Origin of the sequence: Streptomyces sp. NPDC046881, assembly GCF_040645015.1 — a bacterium.
GTDB lineage: Bacteria > Actinomycetota > Actinomycetes > Streptomycetales > Streptomycetaceae > Streptomyces.
The window spans coordinates 2,395-19,465 of record NZ_JBEYXJ010000092.1 but is presented as its reverse complement, the minus strand read 5'-3'; the positions used below and the strand labels follow the sequence as shown (position 1 = coordinate 19,465).

Genomic DNA, 17,071 nt, shown 5'->3' with positions numbered 1-17,071 from the left:
TTCCGTGTCCTCAATCGCGGTCACTTGGCCGTCGGCGGCTCATCACGCCGAGGCTCATCGGGCAGGTGTGTGTCTCGGTCCGTGTCCTCGGACTTCCCCTTGTGGTCGGCACCGCGTACGAGGCCGGCACCACCACGCGTCAAGCCGTTCCGCTCGGCCCCCGCAGCGGAGTTACGCGCAGAAGGCCTGCTCGTGACAGCCTCCGACGCGCCCGCACCGGTACGAGAGCCAGGAGAGCCGGTCGGCTTCGCGCCGGGGCGCACCGTGGACTCGGGCGCTCCGAAAACACCACGCTGACCGAGCCGGCCAGTCGCGGGCCGGGAATTGGCCTGCGCCTCCCCACCGATGACCGTTCCGCGAGGGATCTTCGCTCCGCCCTTCGCCTGACCGCCGGTGGCCGTGGGACGGCCCCCGACCACTCCGTTGGAGCGACCGGCGCCGGTGACCGGGGCGGTGTTGCCCCGGGGCGCCGCCGTACCGCCAGGCCGCGGGGTACCTCCGCTGACCGCACGGCCCATCGGGGACGGAGTGGTACTCCTGCCGGCGGGTTGCCCCGTCGACTGCGCACGCCCCATCTGGTTCATGGGTCCTTGCGCGGCTGTGCGTCCCGGACCCGTGGGGTTGGTCACCCCGGTGGTACCCGCGCGGCCCTGAGCGAAGGGAGGGGTACGGTACCCGCCCGAACCGTTCAGGCTTCGACCTGACGTCGGATTGGGGAGCGGAACACGGTAGCCGCCGCCACCCATCGGATCGGGCTGGCCGCCGCTTGTCGGAGGCATGCCCGTGACAGGCGGCGTGGGGCCGGTCGTGTGCGTGGTCGTGGGCGGAGGAAGCGTGCCGGTGCTGTCGATGTGCGTGCCAACAGGTTCCTCGGGGACCGGGATCGTGCGGGTGGGGTCCGTTGTCGGGACCCGGTGCGACGTGTCGCCTGGGACTACATGCCGGGTGACATGGTCCGCTCCTGCCACAGTCGTGTGATGACCGATGGCAGGTGTCGATCCGGTACCAGAATGCGATCCGGTCGCAGACGCCGGACGGTCAACCCCGAACGAGCTGCCGGGCCGCGGCCGAGGCACGCCCACGTCGGGCATCGAAGTGAAGTTCGGCGTCTTGTCCTTGGCTGGCAGGGACGCCAGCACCTCTTCGGAGACCGCGTAGTACGACGACAACCGGTTCATCTGGTTGATCGCCTCTTGGCGGTCCTTCTCCACGGTGACAGCGTGGGCGTAGTCCTTCGCGTTCGCGGTCTTCTCGTCCGGTGTGAAGTCCTCAGGCCGCTTCGGATTCGCCCTGGTGTCACGAGCCGGCATGGCACCACGCACGGCCGCGAGACCCACCGCGGCAGCGGTGATCTGGTCGCCCGCCGCTCCGGCGAACTCGCTCAGGTGGTGCGTATTGGTGACGAGGTCCTCACCCCAGCCACGGAAGGCCTCGCCCGATACTCCGACCCAAGGAACCTGGTCGATGTTGGCCTTGAGGTCGTCGGCGGCCTTCTTGATGGCGTCGCGCGCATCCCACAGAGCCTTGCCGGAGGACTCGAGGTCCTCCGGGTCGGTCGCCTCGACCAGGTCGATCATCTTGTTGAGGTCGAGGTCGCGCTTGTCGAAGTCCGTCCTGGCGGCGACAGCCCGCCCGAACGGGGTGGCTTCGACCACCGGACGTGCCATGCCGAGGAACGGGAGCGAACCGTCTTCGACACCTCTGACGACGTCCGCCATGGAGTTCTGTCGGGAGACGCGATGCAGGTCTTCCTCGTGCTTCTTGTCCGCCATCGTCAGTACCCCGTACCGGTTCGCCCGTCGTTGCCGTACTGCTCGTCATGCAGCTTCTTGACCTGCGTCTGGATCGCCCAGAATCGCTGCCGCTGCTCCTCTTCAAGATTGTCGAAGCCCTTGTGCGCACCGTTTACCGCGATGCCGATCGCCTCGATCTGCAGGTGCAGCGTCCTGGACAGGGTCGTCAGCTCGTGATGGACCCGGGTGTACTGCTTGTACAGACCGTGCGCCTCAGGAAACTCGCTCTCCCCACCCGACGTCAGAGACGTAGGCCTGATCGTCTGGGCGCTGACCTTCGTCGGGTTGCCCGCGGACCCTTCCAGTGCGCTCAGCACGTCGTCCACTTGTCCGACGAACTTGTCCAGCGCAGCGCCACTGGCCTCCAGGTTCGCCGCCCTGGTCGCCGACACGCCCCCCACCATGTCTGACGGAAGCACGACGCTCCTCCCCGTTTCCCCGTACATCCATCGGCCCACCCGGAACCGGGGGCCGACCAACCACTCGCCGTACGATCGCAAAGCGAGCCGCGCCTCTCAACGCGTTTACCACTCTAGTCAACCCGTCCAACCGGTCCAACCAGCCAGGGGTGTTGACTGCACATCGCCACCAACCCAGGTGCCACACTTCGCCGGAATTGCCGGTATGGGGCAAGCGAACGTGTACATCGACACCGCCGTGCACCACGACGGCGTCGGCCAGCGATGAGCACACCTGAAAGCACGAGTGCGTCACCCTCATGCGATCTACATCAAATCTCCACGCCCGATCTGGCGCCCCGCGCCCGGGCGACGGCCTCGCCCCCATCGCCGACCGCGGCGACCGCGGCCATGCCCCAGAGGGCGTTGTCATCGTTCGACGCCTCCGTGGTCGATCCCGCCGCGGAAGCATCGCCGGCAGAAGCACGGACCAGATGTGCACGCTCGATATGGACCGAGCCGCAGCTCAAATGATCTTCGCAGCGATAAGCGCTGCGGTTCCCACCGGTTGCCGAATTGACTCCGACCTGCACTGTTGCAGCACGTCACCACGCGTAAAGCGCGCCTGGAACGGTCGATTCGACGCCACTACCGCCAGGGGTCGGCAGGCACGAACCGGCGCTCCATCCGGTGCAGTCGCCGCTTGCGGCTCAGAAACCACACGGCTAGGTTCCTTTGCGGTTTGGCCAGTTCTGGTGTTCGTACACGGGGGAGGCCCAAGGTGGCGTGGGAAGAGTGGGAACAGCTCAAGACCCAAGCAGCCGAGCGTAGATCGACCAGCATGCAGCTGAACCATGCTCCTGACCCCGGGGGCGGCGGTGGCGGTTCGGCGGATCTGGTGGTCCAGCAGGATGACTTGGGCGCTGTCGGACACGAGGCTTTTGCGTTGCACAGTGACCTGCACAGCCAGGCGGACGTGGCCGGCATGGGGCCGGACGCGCACGGGTCCGGTTCCACGATGCAGGCCGCGACGGAGTTGTCGCACTCGAATTTCGCCTTGGGAGACAGCCTTTCCCTGACCGTGGAGATCTGGACGAGCCAGGTCAAGTCACTGCTGGACGCCTGCGCTCTCATCTCGAACCACCTCGACTTCTCGAAGAAGATGCACGCGAACGATGACGCCCAAATCGCGGCAGAGGTCAGAGGCAGGGACGGGTCCGGCAGATCGGTCTCGGAGCTCGACAAGTACTTCAAGTAACGGGGGCTGTTGTGTCCGGCATCACCATGACGAACCTGTCAGAGGTCAATCTCGGGAAGTTGAAGGCCTCCGTCGCTCACTGGAAAAAGATGGTCGACAACCTCGACAAGCTCGCAGAGAGAGCTGAGAAGGGGTTGCTCGCGAAGTCGGAGGGCGCCCAGTGGGCCGGCGTGAACGCCGACGTGACACGGCAGTTCGTCCAGAAGACGGCCAAGGAGTTCCGAGACGCCCATGCCGAGGCATCGAGCATCCACCGGGTTCTCGACGACGCCTGCACCGAGCTGGTGGAGCTCCAGAAGAAGCTGAACACGGCCCTCCACACAGAGGCACCGCAACTGGGCCTCAGGGTCAGCGATACGGGTGACGGGAAGGTGCACGTCTTCTACCCGCACGACCGCACCACCGACGACACCCACACCGAGAGCGAGCGGAACACGGCTCAGGAGCTCGCCGACCGCATCGCCGAGATCATCTCGCACGCTCGGGAGATAGACGATTCCGTGAGCCTGGCGCTGCGCAAGAGTCACGGCAACGACGAGTTCAACTTCGGGCACGAGAACTACACGTCGCTCGACGACGCTCAGGAACAGCGGGCCGAGGAGCTGGCCAAGAAGAGTCTGCGGCTCTACAAGGAGGGCAAGCAGCTCTCCACGGAGGAGCTGCGGGAGCTCCAGACGCTCATCAAGTACAACGCGAGCGACAAGGAGTTCGCCACCGACCTGTACCGCGGCCTCGGCCAGGAGGGAGCACTGCGGTTCCAGGCCCAGCTCTCGCTCGACGGTACGGCGGAAGGCGGCGAGCAGCTTCGGCTCGCCCGTGGCATCCAGGACGGCATGGGTACGGCGCTCGCCACCGCGGCTCCCGGCCTCGGAGACAAGTGGACCGACGAACTCATGCGCGTCGGACGCAGCGATCTCGACTTGCAGATGCAGGGCAACCGGATGGTGCCCAAGGGATACCAGGTACTCGGCACGCTTCTGCGGCACGGGGAGTACCCGAAGGGCTTCCTCGACAAGGTCGGCAAGGACATGATCGCGTACGAGCGGGAAGGCGGAGACTGGGGCCGACCCGACGGAAGCTACGCGGGGATGAAGGACTTCGGCCTGAACGCCGACCAGGAAGGCGGCCGTGGCTGGGACCCGATCACGGGTCTTCTGGAGGCCTATGGCCACAATCCCGATGCGGCCACGGACTTCTTCCACTCCGATGTCGCGGGGCCGGGCAAGCAGATGACCAATCTGGACTACCTGATGGGGATGGGGGCGGACGGCAAGGGCGACGGCGCTCGCGAGTGGATTCCCGACATGACCTCTCCCCTGGCGGCCAAGGATCCCGAGATCCAGGGCAAGGACGCGCTGGGTCACGCCCTGGAGGCCGCGGTGTCCGGGCTTCCGTACGATCACGGTGACGTCGGCGCGCACCCCGAGCACACCGAGCAGCGCCGGGACATCATGGACCAGGTCATCAACGCGGTGGCGGCGAACCCCAAGCTGGCCGACGACACGATGTGCGACAGCCTCGGCCGGATGGCCGGCGAGTACATGCCCGAGGTGAACTCGACGCTGAGCCAGTCCGACGACTTCGACGATCTTTACAGCAGTCCGACCAAGTTCACCAGTGCGCTCGCCACCGTCGAGTTCCTCGACACGGTCGGCAGGAACCCGGACGGCTATGCCGAGGCGACCCTGGGGGCGGAGAACTACTCGGCCGGGCTGATGCAGGACGCCACCGCGCACCCCGAGAAGTACGCGGGAACCCCGGCCGAGAACCTGAAGCACATCGCCTACAACACAGGCACCGTGGAAGGCATCCTCTCCGGAGCCCGGCACGACCAGATCGTCACCGAGGGCCAGCAGAGCGACCAGGACTACAACGACGCGTTGCAGAAGCGCGCGGACATGTTCAACACCGCGTTCGGTTCCACCGTCGGTCTGGCCACCGAACGCGTGCCCATCGCCGGCGAGGTCATCAACGGCGTCACCGAGGTCGTCGTGGGCGAGATGGTCGAGGGAGCGGAGCGGAACACCTCGGCCGAGACGGCGCACAAGGCGGGTGAGTCCTCCTTCGACGCCCGGCAGAACGCCCTCGACCAGGCTTCGAACGGGCTCATGGTCGCCGGCCCTCCGCACGGTGTGGATCCGACGGACATGCACCGTGCCGTGACACAACAGACGGGCGAGGGCTTCGACCACGGCAAGGAGCTCCAGCGCGAGGCCAAGGATCACTACAAGCGCAATCCTCCGAAGTGACTCTCGCACCATGAGCAGTTGACAATGTCGGCAGAACGAGCGACCCAGCAGGGAAGACATGAGCGTCGGAAGAATGTCCGGCAGGGCGAAAGCGCTCTGTGCGGTGGTGGTACTGGCGGTCCTCGGGGCAGGTATCTACGTCTGGTCGGCCCGGTCCGGCGAGGATGACGCCGCCGCGCTCAAGGCCCCGGCCAAACCCTGCTGGAACGGCACGCCGCATCAGGACACCCTGCAGATGCTTCTCGGTCCGGGCAGCAAACTGCTGCACGAGCAGGAGGCCTTCCGGGTGGTCGATGAGCACTATCCGAGTCACTGCCAGTACGAGGCACGCAGTGGGAGCTCGCTGGACACGGTTCTCGACGTGGACATCGCCTGGAACCACGACGCCCTTCCCGTCAAAGAGCTCCCGACGGCCGACGCGCGGGGGGACGAGCCGCGCACCCGGATGGACATGGGTGTCCTCGCGTACTACCTCAGGGCCTCGCAGGTGGTGTTCTTCGAGTGCACCGCCGACCTTCCTGCCGACGCGCCCTCCTACATGAAGCGCGACCGATACATCAAGGTCGATGTCCTGGCGCGGCCGATGAAGGGAAGCGGCCTGTCCGCGGCCGAGGCGCGCAAGGTGGGCGTGGAGATCACGCTTCAGCTGGCGCGGGATGTCGCCGAACAGGCCGGCTGCAAGAACGACACCCGTCTCCCGGCTTCGGCGCCTTCGATCACCGAGGTCAACTGGCCCGGCTACGCGGTGTGACTCGCCCGGGTCCCCCCTCAAGCGGAAGGCCAGATTCACGGGGGCGTCCAGGTCCGCCATAATCTGGGGCCATGGAGCAATGGGCTGGGATTCTGGTGTTGGTGTTGCTGTTCGCCTTCATCGCGGGCGTGTTCACCCTCGTGTTCACCGTGTCCGCGCGCGGGCGCAAGAAGGATGCGCGCGTCCGGGAGGATTACGCGCAGCTTGCCCGGATCGCTCCGGAACGTGGCTGGACGTACGAGCCTCGCGTGCAGGGGCGGATCGACCAGTACTGTGGCGTGCGCCCCTTTCCCGGCCGCGGAAGCAATCTGCGCGCCTGGCACTACACCACGGGCGAATTCCGCGGTCGCGCCTTCAAGTGCTTCGAGTACCGCTCTATGAATGTCGCGTCCGGCGCCGATGTGGGGGAACGCAAGCAGCCCACCATCGAGGCGGTGTTCATCGTCACGGCACCCGGCTCCGGGCCGTTCACGCAGATACTCCGTCCGAGGCTGCTGGACACGCTGTTCGACCGAAGGCCCAAGATGCAGCTCGGCGTGCCGGAATTCGATCGCGACTTCCGGGTCGTCACGGAGGACGAGGAATTCGTCCGGAACGTCCTGGGCCGCGCAGTGGTGCCCTATCTGCTGTCCGACCTCCAGACCGAGAAGTCCCCGCTCCAGCTGCGTGACGACGAACTGTTCACGTGGTACCGGGGCACGCTGTCGCCGCAGGCCGTCGAGGAGAAGTTGAACTACCTGTGCGACATCCTGGACAGGATCCCGGAAGAGGCCTGGGTGGCTGCCTGAACAATGACAGTGCCCCTTTCCCCGAGGCAGGTGCTCGTCGGGGAAAGGGGCATTCTGTCGTTCAGGCAGGGTTTTCCTCGGCCGGCCGTACCGTCCGCAGGAAGGCCTTGAAGTCGTCGATCACCTGGGCGAGCTGTGTCGGCTTCGCGGTGAGCACGAATTCGAGGACCGCGCGCTTGGCCGGGTTCCTGACGTCCTCCATGCCGAGGTACACCTGGCTCTGGAGCAGTTCCAGCGGTTCCCCCTTCAGGGTGGTGTGGAGGCGGAGGTTCTGCGCCACCCCCGGGGAGTCCGTCAGGCCCGGGATGTCCGGGGTCCCCACTTCGGCCTTCTTGATGACCTCGACGGTTCCTGCCTGCTCCAGCCGCCGCACCGACTCGTCGGCGATCTGCCACATGGTGGCACTGTCGTTGCGCATCCGGCCCGCGATGGTGATGTTCGCGGTGAACCCGTCGACGGAGGCGGGATGGAGTGCGACGAAGGCGACGCCGGGTGCTCCCACCTCGTCCGGCGGGGCGGCCTGCCAGCCCTCCGGCAACGAGAACGAGATCTTGACCGGCAACGTGGCCGTCATGGGGAACTCACTTCCTTGATGTGCGTCAGTTCAGCCTAGAACCAGCTACCGACCGTGTCGTCCCAGGTGTCGCCCACCCAGTCGGCCGCGTCACCGGCCGAATCGACCATCTTGGCCGGATCGACCGTGACGTCGAAGGAGACCTTGCCGCCGACGCCCAGGCCGGCTCCGAGCTCGCCGCCTATGGTGAACTTGCCGTCCTTCATGCCGAGGTCCGCGTTGGCGGAGGCGCCCACGCCCGCCCAGGCCTCGCCGCCGACACCGGCGCCGACACCGCCGACGTCGGCGGAGACCGACCCGGTGGCCTTGGCCCCCGCGAACGCCTCCGCTCCGGCGTGCACCCCGTCCTTGCCGACGCCCACCGTGGCGGAGGCCTCGGCACCCGCATAGGCCTTCGCCTCGGCCTGACCCGCGGCCATGCCGTACTCCGCGCTGCCGTTGGCGGAAGCCTGTGCCAGGTACGCGCTTCCCGACAGTCCGGCCTGCAGCCGGCCGTTGGTGATGCTCGCACCGGCCGTTCCGTCGACTCCGAGCGCGGAGACGCCGAGCGAGCCCTTCATCTTGCCGTCGCCCAAGAAGGACGTCTCACCCTTGGTGCCGTCGGACCACGCACTGGCGCCGCCCTGCCACTCGGCCAGCTTGACCGTCAGATTGGTCTTCCTGCCCGGTGCGGCGCCCTCTTCCTCACCCGGTTGGGCAGGCTTGTCCCGGACGAACCAGTTGCCGTTCTCGTCCTTTCCCCAGACCTTGTCGGTGCGGTGGAAGCCGTCGCCCTTCGGCAACCAGTGCTCCGTCTCCCACTTCCACCGGTTCTGAGTGGTCTTGCCGACCCCGTGGTCCTGGACCCACTTCCAGTCGTCAACCCGCTGTCTGGCATCCGCGAGCCAGCCGGGGCTGTGCGCGGCACCGCCCGCGAGGTCGTCGAGCTTCTTGGTCAGCTTCTCCAGTTCGGGCTTGAGCTGCTTGTGCGCGGCCTTCAGCGTCGCTTCCGCCGCCTCGTGGTCCCCGGACTTCCACTGCTCGATCGCCGTCGAGGCCTGTTTCTGCGCCCATCCCAGCGTGGACGAGTACGAGGTGATCGCCGTGGCCGCTCCCGACATCGCGTCGGACGCGCGGTACCAGTTGGCCCTCTCCTTGGCCAAGGTGGGCCAGAAGGCCTCGCTGGCCTCACCCTTCCAGCCCGGGATCTTCAGGTCGCGCAGACCGTCGCCGATCTTGCCGAACTTCCTGGACCAGCCGGTGAGTGTGGTGGCGAGCTCGGTCAGCTTTCCGGGATCTCCCGGGACGAGCTCCTTGGGGTCGGTCGTCGACCCCAGCTCGGTTGCCATGGATTCGGTTTTCCTGTCTCTAACCCAGTCTTCAACTCAGGTCCGACTTGACCGAGTTCACCGCGTCACGGATGGCGGCGTCCGTCTCCGTGTAGTCGTTGTTGGCGGAGTTCAGCCCGCCCGCCAGGGTCGCCGCGCAGTCGGCGAGAAACTCGGCACCCAACTCCCACGTGGCGCAGAACGTGACCAATGCCGAGGCCGCCGAATCGTCTCCGAGCGCATCACCTTGCTCGGACGGCCCCTTCATGTCCACCTTCTCGACCGGCGTGAGGAGTTCGAGAATGTCCGAAGCGCCTTTCTTGAGGACTCCCGGCCCCACTCCCAGATCAGCCGACACGAGATGCCCATCCCTCTTCTTCCAATGCCGCCTGCACACCTGTGATTTGGCGAATGACCAGGCCACGCTAGCACCAACTCCGCACCACTAAACGCCAGCTCACCGCCCCCACACAACTCCTGCCGGGCACGACCATCCGCGCACTCATACGCCCTGCGTTCCGATGGATTCAAAAGATCCGCCCGGCCTTCGAAAGAGTGAAGGCCGCCGGCAGTCGGAGTGAAGAATTCATGGAACTCCTCCACTGGCAAGCCGGATAACCCCTGCCGGTATGCTTCGGGCGTTCTCACCGATCATCTGCAATGGAGCCCACAATGACCACAGCCCGCCTGTCCGCAACAGCTCGGGGATTCACGGCCGTTGCCGCCGGCGTGCTGCTCGCCGGCTGCTCGGGCTCGGTCACCGTGGAGAAGTCGAAGCCGACGCTGTCTGCGGACAAACTGGCGACCACGGTTTCCGAGAAGCTCGCCGCCCAGACGGGCCGGCCGAAGCCGCGCATCACCTGTCCGGAGGACCTCGCGGGCAAGGTCGGCACCACCACCCGCTGCACGCTCACCGCGGACGACGGCAGCACGCTGGGGGTGACGGTGACCGTTTCCTCCGTGGAGGGGAATCAGATCAACTTCGGCATCAAGGCCGACGACAAGGCTTCCCCGCCCGCGAACTGACGCCGGCCCGCGGCGCGGGTGGAGGGCGGGACGTACGGCGGCGGTGCCTCGGTGGCACCGCCGCCTTCGTGTGTCTCTGGTTTCCGGGGACGGGAACCCGTGGTCAGGACGTCCGTGGGCCGCCGTGCGCCCGTCCGCCGCGCCTGCGGCGCGCATCCCGGACCGCCACCGCGGTGCCGGCCAGTCCCGCCACCAGGACCAGGCCGCCCACCACCGTGTAGGTCGCCAGCCGGCTGTCGCGTTCCTCGGCCGTCTCGCCGAAGTGCAGGGGTGTGACCGACGGGGCCTCGCCCCTGACCATGCCGTTCTCGGGGCGGGCGGACTGGAGGGGGTGCGCCGGGTCCACGTCCGTGAGGGCCTTCACGGGGTCCACGACGCCCCAGCCGACCAGCTTGTCGTGCCCTGGGATCGAGCGCTCCGCGGTCTGTTCGATCTGGGCGGCGACCTCCTGGGCCGTCCAGTCGGGGTACTTGGACTTCAACAGGGCGGCCACGCCCGCCACATAGGGCGCCGAGAAGCTCGTACCGTTGTCCGAGCAGTGGCCGTTGCCCGGGACCGTGGAGATCATGTCGACGCCGGGAGCCGCGACGTCCACGAAATCTCCCGACTGTGAGAAGGCCGCCCGTTCGTTGTTGCGGTCGGAGGCCGCCACCGCCAGCACGCCCTCGTACGACGCCGGGTACGTGGCCTTGTCGTTGCCGCCCAGGCCGTCGTTGCCGGCCGAGGCCACGACGACGACCTTGCGGCCCAAGGCGTAGTCGACGGCGTTCTTCAGGGTCGAGTCCTTGGGGTCGAGCGGCTCGGAGGTGTCCTGGGAGATGTTGATGACGTCGGCGCCCGCCTGGACCGCGTACTTGATCGCGTCGGCCAGAGTGCTCGCCGTACCGTCGCCTTCCGCGTCGTTCTGCTTGATCGGGATGATCGTGGCATCCGGGGCCAGGCCCACGAAGCCCGTGCCCTTCGTCGGGCGGGCCGCGATGATGCCTGCCACGCGGGTGCCGTGGCCGACCGTGTCGGTGGTGCCCGACTTGTTGCCGCGGTCTATCTTCTCGCCCTTGCGGTTCTTGTCGGGCAGCAGGTTCCTGCCCTTCGTCGCGTTCACGGCCTTGGTGAGCTGCGGGTTCTTGACATCCACTCCGGTGTCGATCACGGCCACTTGGACGTTCTTGCCCGTGGACTGCGCCCACAGCTCGTCCAGGTTGACGCGCTGCAGCGCCCACGGCCGGCCCGCGTAGGGCTTCGACGGGAACGTGCACTGGCCGTCGTCCGCCCGGGCCGGGGCAGCGGGCAGGGCGAACACGCTGGTCGTCGCGGTGAGGGCCACCGCGGCGGCCACGACGGCCGTACGCGTCCCGGCCCCCGACGTCCTTGCCTTCAGCATGAGTTCGTTCTCCTCCGCCGACCGCTACGAGCCCTGCGGCTGTCGCGCCGCCGCCTCCGACAGGCGCGGGCCCGTCGGCAGGAAGGTCGACCATTCCAGGGGGATGGGCGTGGGCGTCAGCTTCTCGTAACCGAGACGGGTCTGCGCGATCTTGGCCTCGGCCAGCTCCTCCTTGCGCTTCTTGGCGGAGGTGCCGATGCCCTTGTCCTTGGTGGCGCTGTCGCTGTTGGACTGCAGGGCGTAGCGCAGGCCCGTGTCGGTGACCAGGAAGACGCCGCCGGCGGTGGTCTCCGTGCCCTGGAACTGGCGGTAGAGCTGGCCGGAGCCGGGGGTGACGTAGGCGCTGGAGGAACCGGTGGGGAGCTGGGCGGGGAAGTCCTTGCCGACCCAGGTGGACAGGGTGGTCTTCCCCTTGCCGCCGACGGACCGCAGCACGTTGCAGACGGTGTTGCGGCCGCTGGTGGCGCTGGAGCCGTCGTTCACCGTCCTCGGCTTGTACGCCGGCCAGTTCTTGTCCTCGTCGAAGGTCGTGCTGTCGGCGACGGCGCCGGGGCTGACCTGCTGGGCCTCACCTGCCTGGCCGACGTCGAGCAGCTGGCCGCTGTTGAGCAGGAGCGTGGCCGTGAACTCGGAGACGCGGGCCACCTTGCCCCGCAGGACGACGTAGTACCGCAGCACCTGGCCGTCGTACGCCTTGATGACCTCGCCGACCTTGTCGTACTGGGCGGGCATGATCCCGGCGCCTGCCTTGGTCCCGGGGGTGCCGTCGATCCTCGGGATGGCGATCGGGTCCCCCTTGCGCAGGGTGGCGAGCCACTGCTGGGAAACGCGCTGCGGTGCGCGGCCCTGGGTGTCGAGGGCCTTGAGGAGTTCCTTGTCACCCGGATCAGCGATCTGGTAGGCGGTGCCCCGCGCGTCGACGACGTACTGGGTCTTGCCGTCCGGTCCGACGACGTACATCAGGTCGCCGTGGGTGAGCCTGTCGGGCCCTTCCGTCTTGGACCATTCCTTCTGCGCGAGGACGAACGCCGCCTTCTGGATGGCCCGGCCGCCGTCGCCGGGCCGCTCGCAGACCGCCCAGCGCTTGGCGGCCTCGGCCTCTTCCGGGGAGGGCAGGCGGTCGGGGGCGTACGGGATCCCGATGGTGGCGCCGTGCGGAGGCTTGCCGCTGTCGAGGACCTTCTCGTCCACCGTGATGACGCTGGCCTTGCTGGGGTCCAGGAGCAGCTTGGCCGAGGCCATGTTGAGGACCGGGTGGAGCTGCTTCTGCTTGCCCGTCTTCAGGACGACGTACCGGGTGGTCGACTTGCTGGCGACGATGACGTGTTCCTCGGGTGTGTCCCAGCCCTTGGGTGCCGTGGGGCTGAACATGCCGATCGCACCGAACACCGCGAGGATCACGACGCCGACGACGAGGCCGGGGACCAGTGCGCCCAGCGGCTTGGGGGCGCCCTCCTCCGAGCCGGAGGGGGAAGGCTGCAGGAAGGACGCGAGCGTGCGGCGCTTCGCGAAGGTGTAGGCGTTGAGTTCGTCCCGCCGTGATGCCATCTGTGTCCGCTCTCTCCCCGTTGCGGAGCCGTGGGGGACCTGTGAAGATCCGTCCCCCGCCCTCGGTTGCCTCTGGTGCCTCGACTGTCAGACCCGGCCCCTACTATGCCTGTTGCGTGGACGTGCTGGTGGCACGGGTAGGGTGCTCAGGGCTTGAAGGGACCGGAGCGCAAGGGTTTTCGGGAGAGTTCGGGGGTTTTGAAGTGATGGCTTCCGCAACGCGGACCCGGTCGCGATCGCAATCGGGGTCACGATCGGGTGGCGCGCGCCGGTCGGGCGCCCGCGGCTCTTCCTCCCTGCCGGGCGACGCCCAGCAGGCGCCCACGCCCTACCAGGGCGCCTTCGCGCCGCGGCTGGAGTCCCGTTCGGGCCGCGGCGGTTCGTTCGCGGTGCAGCGGCTGGTGCTGCTGGAGATCGCCGGCGGGCTCGTCCTGTGTGGGTGGCTGCTCGGCACGGTCGGGCTGATCGCCACCGCCCCCTTCGCCGTGGTCCTCCTGGTGCTCGCCGTCGTACGGCGCCGCGGGCGCTCCCTGCCGGAGTGGCTCGGCACCCTGCTGGCCATGCGGGCCCGGATACGGCGGGCCGCGAGCACACCGGTCCCGCCGGGGACCGACTCCGGTCTCGCGCCCGCGGTGGAGTGCGACCCGACCCTGCGTACGTTCAGCCACCACCGCGGCGACGACCGCGACCAGCGGCCGATCGGCATGGTGGGCGACGGCGGCTTCCTCACCGCGGTGCTCCAGGTGGAGTCGGACGTCGACGCTCTGCGCGCGGAGCGCGGCCGGCGACCGCTGCCGATAGCCCTCGTCCGAGACGTGCTGGAAGTCGACGGCATTCGGCTGGAGTCGGCGCAGATCGTGGTGCACACCCAGCCCGCGCCCGCGCTGCACCTGCCCCAGCAGTCGGTCGTGGTCAGCAACTACGCACCGCTGCAGGCCCAGACCGGCTCCCCGGCGGTCCGCATCACCTGGATCGCGCTGAAGCTCGACCCCGAGCTGTGCCCGGAGGCGGTGGCCGCGCGCGGTGGCGGACTCCTGGGGGCGCAGAAGTGCCTGGCACGCTCCGCCGAGCACCTGTCGAGCCGGCTGACCGGCGCCGGGTTCCGGGCGAGTGTGCTCACCGAGGAGGAGCTGACGGCCGCGATCGCCACGTCCGCGTGCGCCAACCCGATGGTGACGGCCCAGGCCGGGCGGGGCGAGGCGCCGCAGCGCCGGACCGAGGAGTCCAGCCGCAGCTGGCGCTGTGACAACCGCCGGCACACCACCTACTGGGTGCGCCGCTGGCCCCAGCTCGGCGGATCCGGCGGCTCGCTGGCCCAGTTGGTGGCTCAGCTGACCGCGGTTCCCGCGCTGGCGACGACGTTCAGCCTCACCCTGGCCAAGGGTGCGCAGCAGGACGTGACGATCACCGGTCATGTGCGGATCACCGGTCGTAGCAAGCAGGAACTGACCGACGCACGGCGCGATCTGGAGCGTGCGGCGCAGCAGGCACGGACCGGACTCGCGCGCCTGGACCGGGAACAGCTCCCCGGCGTTCTCGCCACCCTGCCGCTCGGAGGTGCCCGCTGATGGCCACGACGACAACGCCCACGCCGTCGGCTCCGGGCCTCGGTGAGCGGCTGCGCACCGGCTTCGGTCTGCTCGGCCCCCGCCATCCGCGGCACGCGCTGCCCGTGGAGCAGGCGGACACGCTCACCCTGCCCATCGGCGACGACGGAGTGGTGGTCGGCGTCAACAGCGAGGGCCAGCCCGCCGTGCTCGGCGTCAACCGCCCCACGGCGTACGACATGGTGCTCATCGGCGGTCTGTGGACGGCGCAGGTCATGGCACTGCGTTCCGCCGCCACCGGGGCGCGGGTCGCCGTGGAGACCGGGCGGCCGCAGGCGTGGATGCAGATGGTGCATGCCATGGGTGGCGGGCAGAACGGGTTGTCCGTGTACGACGTGGGGCGGGTGCCGCCGCAGGGGGCTTCCGCGGGGACGCCGGTGCTGGTGGTGCGGGACTGCGGTATGCGGCCGCCGCGCGGGCGGGTGGTGTCCGGGCCCTGGCAGTCGGTGCTGACCCTGCTGCCGTATCTCAGCCCGGTCGCGCCCCGGCTGCTGCGGCAGGCGCGGCTCGCCGGTATCCAGCGGGTCTCGCCGGACGAGGCGGCCGAACTGGGGCGCACGATGGGGCTGTCGCGGACCGAGGTGGAGTCGCTGCCGGCACTGCCCGACGGTGTCACCCTGTGGTGCACCGACCGTGACCGGCAGTACGTGCTGACCCAACCCACCGACGCCGAGATCGGATTGTTGGGCACGCCCCGCCGGATGGACTGAACTGCCCTTACCTGTCCCTTTTGTTCACGCTGTCGTGGCGGCTGTGCGGGACGGGCGGGGTGTTTCCGGGCCCGCGGTGACCTGGTGGGCGGGCGCGGAGAGGCGGACGGGCCTGCCGAGGTGTGGCTCTTGGTGATTAGGCTGGGAGCGGGCGCGATGGCAGGACCCGTGAGCCGGGCGTCGGTGTCCCTGGGGGAGGGCCGGTGCATCGGACCGCCCGACGACTACGGACGACTCGGTACGACACGACATGGTCGCCCCGGCACGGCATGAGGGTGCTCGACCACACCAGGAGGAACTGTGAGCAGCGATCGGGACGGGATCCGCGGGGGCTGGGACACACCCGGCGATGACCAGCCCGACGCGGAGGCCGTCGAGACCACCGGCGAGTTCACCATCGACTACGCTCCCCCCGCCTGGTACACGCAGAACGCGTCCGGCACGGCCGGGGGCCAGGGCGGTGCCGTCGGCGCCGGTGGTGCGGGCGGTTTCGCCGGTGCCGCCGGGGACTCGGGCGCTCCTGCCGCTCCGGGGGTGCCCTTCCCCGCGGGCTCGCCCGTGCCGGGGCAGACGCCGCCACCGCCGGCGGGCACCCCGCCGCAGGGAACTCCGTACGGTCCGGCGCAGGGCGCGTCGTTCACTCCGCCGCACGGGGCCTCGTACGCTCCCCCGGTCGCGCAGCCCGCGCCGCCGGCCGGTGAGCCCGTGCCCGTGCCTCGGCTGCCCGAGGGCTTCGAACCGCAGCAGCCCCCGACCGCCCCGCAGGAGGCGCCGGCCGCGCCCCCCGTGGTCGAGCCGGAGACGGACAACGGGGACCTGGAGAGCGGGGCGACCATGCGGTTCTCCGCCGTCGCCCTGAAGCGCCAGATGGCCGAGATCGCCGAGCGCACGGCAGCCGCCGGGGCACCGGCCCCGTCCGAGGGCGACGGCCCCGGAGAGGGCACGGCTGCGACGGGGGACGAGGGCGTGGTTGCGGCGGTGAACGAGGGCGCGGCTGCGGTAGGTGACGAGGGCGCGGGGGATGCCTCGGGGGCCTCGTCCGGTGCGGACGGCTCCGCCGGGGCCGGGGTGGGTTCTGCTGGGGCCGCGGGTTCCGCCGAGGCCGATGATTCCGCCGGTGCTGAGGGTTCCGCCGGGGCGTCGGACGCGTCCGGTGCCGGCGGCGAAGCCGTCTCGTCGGAGGGCGCGGTGGCGGAGGCTGCCGGATCGGACGGTTCCGTTGCCGACGGGGACGAGCAGGCGTCCTCCGAGGGGTCGGGCACCCCGGGTGCCACCGACGCCGAGGAGGGTGGCACCGACGCCGTGCGTCCCGAGGCGCCCGAGGATGCCGCCGAGGCCGTGCAGGTCTCCGACGCACCGGAGCCGGCGGACGCCGTGGCCCCGAGCAGCGTGCCCCAGCCCGGCACGCCTCAGGACGGCAGCCCGGCCGGCAGCGCCTCCGGCGACGCACACCAGCAGCCCGGTGGCTACGGCTTCCCGCCGCCCGGCGCCCCCGAGCCCGGCGCACCCCAGCCCGGCACGCCTCAGCCCAGCGCGCCTCAGGACGGCAGCCCGGCCGGCAGCGCCACCGGCGACGCACCCCAGCAGCCCGGTGGCTACGGCTTCCCGCCGCCCGGCGCCCCCGAGCCCGGCGCACCCCAGCCCGGCACGCCTCAGCCCAGCGCGCCTCAGGACGGCGTCC

15 protein-coding genes are annotated in these 17,071 nt (G+C 69.2%); 8 read left to right on the top strand and 7 right to left on the bottom strand.

The window, feature by feature from the left end:
• Positions 1-20: 20 nt before the first annotated feature.
• Both ABZ923_RS31690 and ABZ923_RS31685 read right to left on the bottom strand, forming a co-directional pair.
• Positions 21-1,772 (bottom strand): hypothetical protein, encoded by a 1,752-nt coding sequence (locus tag ABZ923_RS31690; RefSeq protein WP_361478521.1) that lies wholly within the window; start codon positions 1,770-1,772, stop codon positions 21-23.
• 2 nt (positions 1,773-1,774) lie between these two features.
• Positions 1,775-2,185 carry a hypothetical protein gene (locus tag ABZ923_RS31685; protein WP_361478518.1) on the bottom strand — a complete coding sequence of 137 codons (411 nt, stop codon included), beginning with the start codon at positions 2,183-2,185 and terminating at the stop codon, positions 1,775-1,777.
• A 787-nt stretch (positions 2,186-2,972) separates the two neighbouring features.
• On the opposite strand from ABZ923_RS31685, the gene ABZ923_RS31680 reads away from it, so the two are divergent.
• From ABZ923_RS31680 to ABZ923_RS31665, 4 genes are all read left to right on the top strand, one after another.
• Complete coding sequence (locus ABZ923_RS31680; protein ID WP_361478515.1) at positions 2,973-3,449, top strand: hypothetical protein; 477 nt, start codon at positions 2,973-2,975, stop codon at positions 3,447-3,449.
• Positions 3,450-3,475: 26 nt separating this feature from the next.
• Positions 3,476-5,698, top strand: a complete 2,223-nt coding sequence (locus tag ABZ923_RS31675) for a DUF6571 family protein (protein ID WP_361478512.1) — start codon at positions 3,476-3,478, stop codon at positions 5,696-5,698.
• 73 nt (positions 5,699-5,771) lie between these two features.
• Complete coding sequence (locus ABZ923_RS31670) at positions 5,772-6,449, top strand: hypothetical protein (RefSeq protein WP_361478509.1); 678 nt, start codon at positions 5,772-5,774, stop codon at positions 6,447-6,449.
• 71 nt (positions 6,450-6,520) lie between these two features.
• A complete protein-coding gene (locus ABZ923_RS31665; protein WP_361478506.1) occupies positions 6,521-7,237 on the top strand; it encodes a hypothetical protein in 717 nt (238 codons plus the stop codon).
• Between the two features lie 61 nt (positions 7,238-7,298).
• Here ABZ923_RS31665 and ABZ923_RS31660 read toward each other — a convergent pair whose 3' ends face one another.
• The 3 genes from ABZ923_RS31660 to ABZ923_RS31650 are packed head-to-tail and all read right to left on the bottom strand — an operon-like array spanning position 7,299 to position 9,476.
• On the bottom strand, positions 7,299-7,811 hold the full coding sequence (locus tag ABZ923_RS31660) for a hypothetical protein (protein WP_361478504.1): 513 nt from the start codon (positions 7,809-7,811) through the stop codon (positions 7,299-7,301).
• Positions 7,812-7,846: 35 nt separating this feature from the next.
• Positions 7,847-9,139, bottom strand: a complete 1,293-nt coding sequence (locus ABZ923_RS31655) for a putative T7SS-secreted protein (RefSeq protein ID WP_361478501.1) — start codon at positions 9,137-9,139, stop codon at positions 7,847-7,849.
• Positions 9,140-9,170: 31 nt separating this feature from the next.
• On the bottom strand, positions 9,171-9,476 hold the full coding sequence (locus ABZ923_RS31650) for a hypothetical protein (protein WP_361478498.1): 306 nt from the start codon (positions 9,474-9,476) through the stop codon (positions 9,171-9,173).
• A 314-nt stretch (positions 9,477-9,790) separates the two neighbouring features.
• Between ABZ923_RS31650 and ABZ923_RS31645 the strand changes: the two genes are divergently transcribed.
• Entirely contained in the window at positions 9,791-10,144 is a 354-nt protein-coding gene (locus ABZ923_RS31645; RefSeq protein WP_361478495.1) for a DUF4333 domain-containing protein, read from the top strand.
• A gap of 103 nt (positions 10,145-10,247) precedes the next feature.
• Here ABZ923_RS31645 and mycP read toward each other — a convergent pair whose 3' ends face one another.
• Positions 10,248-11,525, bottom strand: a complete 1,278-nt coding sequence (gene mycP / locus ABZ923_RS31640) for a type VII secretion-associated serine protease mycosin (RefSeq protein ID WP_361478492.1) — start codon at positions 11,523-11,525, stop codon at positions 10,248-10,250.
• A gap of 24 nt (positions 11,526-11,549) precedes the next feature.
• A complete protein-coding gene (eccB, locus tag ABZ923_RS31635) occupies positions 11,550-13,073 on the bottom strand; it encodes a type VII secretion protein EccB (RefSeq protein ID WP_361478490.1) in 1,524 nt (507 codons plus the stop codon).
• A 206-nt stretch (positions 13,074-13,279) separates the two neighbouring features.
• On the opposite strand from eccB, the gene eccE reads away from it, so the two are divergent.
• From eccE to ABZ923_RS31620, 3 genes are all read left to right on the top strand, one after another.
• Positions 13,280-14,641, top strand: a complete 1,362-nt coding sequence (gene eccE / locus ABZ923_RS31630; RefSeq protein ID WP_361478487.1) for a type VII secretion protein EccE — start codon at positions 13,280-13,282, stop codon at positions 14,639-14,641.
• A complete protein-coding gene (locus ABZ923_RS31625; protein ID WP_361478484.1) occupies positions 14,641-15,390 on the top strand; it encodes a hypothetical protein in 750 nt (249 codons plus the stop codon). Before eccE ends, ABZ923_RS31625 begins: the two co-directional genes overlap by 1 nt.
• A 300-nt stretch (positions 15,391-15,690) precedes the next feature.
• Positions 15,691-17,071, top strand: a 1,381-nt coding sequence (locus ABZ923_RS31620; protein WP_361478481.1) for an SCO5717 family growth-regulating ATPase, incomplete at its 3' end; no start/stop codon positions are given.